Annotated in this window: 2 protein-coding genes; both read right to left on the reverse strand. The window is 74.2% G+C overall.

The window, feature by feature from the left end:
* Positions 1-976 (reverse strand): hypothetical protein (locus HOV91_RS38535; RefSeq protein WP_174190106.1); only part of this gene is annotated, 976 nt, incomplete at its 3' end.
* A 46-nt stretch (positions 977-1,022) separates the two neighbouring features.
* Complete coding sequence (locus HOV91_RS38540) at positions 1,023-3,611, reverse strand: LuxR C-terminal-related transcriptional regulator (protein WP_174190107.1); 2,589 nt, start codon at positions 3,609-3,611, stop codon at positions 1,023-1,025.
* Positions 3,612-3,755 lie beyond the last annotated feature (144 nt).

The raw sequence follows: 3,755 nt of genomic DNA on the forward strand, positions 1-3,755 counted from the left end.
GCGGCGGCTCGCTGGTCGGCGGGGGCGGCGGGGTGGTCTCCGGCGTGGTGGTCTCGGTGATCACCACCGGCGGCTCGGCCGGCTCGGTGGCGGGCGCCGGTTCGGACGTGACCGGCGGCGGGGGCGGGACGGGCGCCGAGGTCTGCTCGGACTGTGCGTCCGGCAGCGGAGGTGCCGGTGTGTCGCCGCTGTCGCGGAACAGCAGGGCCACCACGATGCCGCCGAACACCAATCCGATCAGTGCGGCGCCTGCGATCAGCAACGGCGTACGCCTCGGCTTCTTCGCCGGAACCGTTGCGGGCGCCGGTTTCCCGACCGGCTCGGGTTCGGCGGTGGTGACCGGCCCGGAGATCGGGATGGCCGCCGAATACGCCTGCGGCTGCGCTTCGGTGCTCGGCACCGCCGGGATGACGATGGTGTCGACCGTCGAGTTCTCGGCGGTGGACGGGTCGGGCGGGGTGGCGCCCGCGGGAGTGGCCAGCACGGCCGCCAGCGCCCCGCGCGCCGCGTCGTAGGCGAGCGAGTCGCCGCCCGCTCCGTTCTCGGCGCTGGGCAGCTCGCCCTCGCTGACCAGCAGCACCGAGCGCAGACCGAGGTAGTCCAGCGCGTCACGCAGCGACCGAACGTGCTCGGCGGGCCAATCGGCCGGATACGTCGCGTAGAACTCGGCCGGACCGCTGAGATATTCGGCGGCCAGGTTGATCAGGCAGAACAGGGCGGTCGCGACCAGGTCTTCGGCGCGGTATGCCTCGCCGTCGTCGACCGTGATGCCCGCAGGGTCACCGACGGCGGGCACGAATCCGGTGATCGAGTGCGCGTGCCCGGTGGGCGGAGGACCGCCCAGTTCGGCGTCACCGTCGTCGGACATGTGCAGGATCGACTCGCGGACGATGTACCGCGGTTGCTCGTCGCCGTCGGTGACGATGACCGCAGTGCACTCGTCCTCGGCGACGCGCAGCCCGACCCCAGTGGCCATCTCACCTACCTCGCTTGGCGTTCCCGCTGACGGAACCGCACCCCGGTCACACCAGAAGCGAGCCGTGTCCCATGGCGCGGAGCATCGACAATAACTCCGAACGGGAACGAGCACCGACCCGGCGTCGAATGCGCGCCACGTGATGCTCGACCGTCTTCGCGGAAATGTACAGCCGCGCGCCGATCTCGCGATAGGTGAGCCCGAGCAGAACCAGTTCGGCGACTTCGCGTTCCCGTTCGCTGAGGATCGCGGCTTGCGGCGGCGTCGGCGACGGAGCGGGACCGTCGCCGTTGTGCGAGGCAGGCGCCGACGGCCGGGTTTGCGGCTCCTGCGGACGAGCGTCGGCGCGGACCGTGCGGGCCAGTTTGAGCAGCGCGGTGGCCGTGGTCGAGTCGGCCGCGGCGAGCGCCGCCTCGCTGGCCAGCCGGGCGCCGTCCCAGGTCATGCCGATCTCGGTGAGCGCGGCGACCGCGGCGTGCACCGGTGCGGTCGCGACCTGCCCGCGCAGCACGAGCACCCAGGTGCGGCCCGCGTCGGCGAGCACGGCGGCATGCCGGTCGCCCGCTTCGGCCGCCGCTTTCAGCGCTCGCGCGTGCGGCAGCAGCTCCTCGGGGCTCTCGTGCGCGATCGCGGCCTGCACGCCGTACCAGTGGAAGGCGTTGGACCAGGCGGGCGGGTCGTTCAACCGGCGCAGCAGTGCGAGCGCGGCGTCCACCAGCGGCGCGATCCGTCGTTCGTCCCGCATCCGGATGCCGGCCAGCCACAGCTCGCCGATCGGCAGCAGCGCGAGCAGGTCGGCCTGCACGTCGTCGAACAGCGGATACGCCGCCTGCCACGCGCGGGCCAGCGCGGTGTGATCGCCGCTGCGCCGGGCCAGGCCCACCGCGACACCGTGGGCGAGCAGCCGATCCCGGACGTCGAGTTCGTCGTGGTTCAGCGCGGCCACCGTGGCCGCGGCGGCGCGCTCGTCGCCGCCGAGCATCGCCGTCCAGGCCGCCAGCACGTCGAGCTGATGGCAGCGCAGCCCGCTCGCGGTGGCCCGCCGCAACGCGTCCTGGGCGCGGCGCGGCTCGCCGGTGCCGAGCGAGAGCAGTGTGGCGATGGAGGCCGCCGTGCAGGGCAGGAAACGGTCCACGCCCGCGTCCGCGTGCGCGGCCTGCACCAGCGCCGATACCGCCGCCGCGGTGCCGTTGCCCGGTGCGAGGGTGTCCGCGAGCGCGGTCGCGATCACTCGCGCGTGCGCCCCCGCCTCGGTCGGGGGCCATTGCGTCGCCGAGGACGACATCTCCCTGGCGGCCGCCACCTCACCCGCCAGGCACAACACCGTGGCGCCGACCGCCCAATCGGGGCCGACCCGGTCACCGCCGAGCCAGGTGTACAGTTGCGCCGCCCGCCCCACCAGTCCACGCCGGGTGAGCACCGCGGCGCAGATCCGCACGGCCTGCGCGAGGTCCGCGCCCGTGCTGCCCGTACGCGCCAGCATCGGCTCGGCCAGCCGCATGGCGGTGTCGCCGTCGCCGGTCCGCGCGGCCGCCTCGGCCCAGCGCAGCGCGATCGGATCGAGTTCGGCCCCGGCGGCGGCCGCGGCGGCGTAATAGCGAACCGCGTCGCGACCGGCCTGCTCCGCGGCGGTGATGAGGAAATCGGCCAGACGCTGGTCGCGGACGCCGGACTCGGCCAGTTGCAACGCGGTGCGGTCACGCAGCAGGCCCGCCTCCAGCCGGGCGCCGAGCAACCGGCGCTCGACCGCGACGAACCGGCGGTCGCCCAGCAGCGTGCGCAACGGGGCGACAGCGGGTTCGAGCAGCAGGTCCGCGTCCGTCACCAGCGCACTGGCCCTGGCGCGGTCGATGAGGTCCTGCGCGACGGCCTGCGGCACGCCGAGCACCTCGGTGAGTTCGGTGGAATCCAGACCCGTTCCCGTGGTGGCGACGACCAGGGTCTCCAGCAGGTCGGGCTCGAGGTTGTCCAGCAACCCGCGCGCCCACGCGGCGACGGCCGTGTCGACCGCCGCGAAGCCCGCGTCCAGACGCGCCGAGCAGGCGGCCGTGAGCGCGGCCACCACGCCGCCGCGGATCCCCGCGGTCTGCACGTGGATGTGCTGAGCGACCTGGCGCGGCACCATCATGCCCAGCTCCCTGGCGAACGGCGCCATGTCCGCGACGCCGAGCGGGCGCAGGTCCACGACGCGGCCGCGCCGGGCGATCGCCTCCGCGAGCATCCGCAGCCGCGGGTCGTGCGGGCGCGGCTGGGCGGCGACCACCACCGTGCGATGCCCGGATTCCACTGCGGCACAGAGGTATTCCAGGTCGATCTGGCCGAGCGTGTGCGCGTTGTCGATGACCAGGGCCGGGCGGGCGGTGTCGGTCGTCACGCCTGCCGTGGCGCCTGCGGTCGGCGTGCGCGCCGCCGGGTGCGCGCCGTTGCGCAGGTGCGCGTGCTGGAAGGCGGCGGTGTCGTCCTGCAACGGGATGCCCCGGACGCGCAGCCGAGCCCGGATCTCCGCGAGAAGTGTCGACTTGCCGGTCTGCGAGCGGCCGCGAATGAGGTAGACCACCGGCTGGTCGTCGGCGGAGTCCAGTTCGCGGAAGATGTCCCGGGCGCACGGGAGAGTGTCGAAGGCGGTATCAGCCACCGGAGCCTCCCAGGATCTCCCCCGGCGCGCGCAGCACCGTGCCGAGTGTGTCGCCGAGCACGCCGGTGGGCAGGCTAGGCGCGCTCGGTGGAGTGGGTCGCGGCTGCTGCTGGGTGGGCGGCGGCGGGTTGGTCGGCGCCGGTG

Origin of the sequence: Nocardia barduliensis, assembly GCF_013315795.1 — a bacterium.
Taxonomy (GTDB): Bacteria; Actinomycetota; Actinomycetes; order Mycobacteriales; family Mycobacteriaceae; genus Nocardia; species Nocardia barduliensis.